The sequence below is a fragment of the Bacillus sp. LBG-1-113 genome (genome assembly GCF_020708615.1).
Taxonomy (GTDB): Bacteria; Bacillota; Bacilli; order Bacillales; family Bacillaceae; genus Bacillus; species Bacillus mojavensis.
Genome location: NZ_JAJFDG010000027.1, coordinates 1 through 770 on the forward strand (window position 1 = coordinate 1; position 770 = coordinate 770).

The 770-nt window shown below is 38.1% G+C and carries 1 pseudogene; it reads left to right on the top strand.

The annotated features are described in order from the left end of the window. Positions 1–770, top strand: a pseudogene (gene conE / locus LJF29_RS21115) (VirB4-like ATPase ConE); the annotation flags it as partial.

Here is a 770-nt window from a genome sequence, read left to right on the forward strand (position 1 = left end):
TGGCAGCATCTTTTTGAAGAAATTACATCTTATGAGGATTTTCACTTGATGATGTATCCAAGTGAGTATGAATTAGAAAAACGATTTAAGGATTTAGAAACAGATATTGCGGCAGATGCAATGGATGTGGCACGTTACTACAATGAAGAAACCGTAAGGCTGTTAGAACAGCGATTAGGAAGGCTGACAAAGTATGATTTCATTTTAGGTGTAAAACTGAAAAGCAGTCTTGTCAATATTAGTGTGGAACTTAAAGACAATATACTATCTTTTTTCAATACGGCGACTGATACAGTTGTGAAAATGCTCGGGTGGGAACAAAATGTTTCCACCTCTTTTTTTGAAAAATATGAGGAAGTTGAAGAAACATTAGCCAATATCATGGCTTCTGTTCGCGGAGAACGGCTTTCAGAATCCGAAATGACATACATTAACCGTTATCACTTTGTACGTGGGTTAAAGCACCAAACGAATGAAGAAAGTGAGATAAAGGATGTTCGCTCTATTACAAACACGATCATAGACCCCACTGACCCATCCGTTTTACATCTGCATAGTGACCAAGATGAAGGCTATTCAGCTTTTGTAGTGATTGACGAATTTCTTCACAATATGTCGGAAAGTGATTTGTTTTATGAAGCGCAGTCTCTTCCCTTCCCTGTTGAAGTACAGATGAAAATTCAAACGGAATCAAAGTCCATTACCAAGCCTGCCCTCAACCTCAAAAGACAGCAATTGAAAGAAGAACAAAAAGAACAACAAAGCACAGG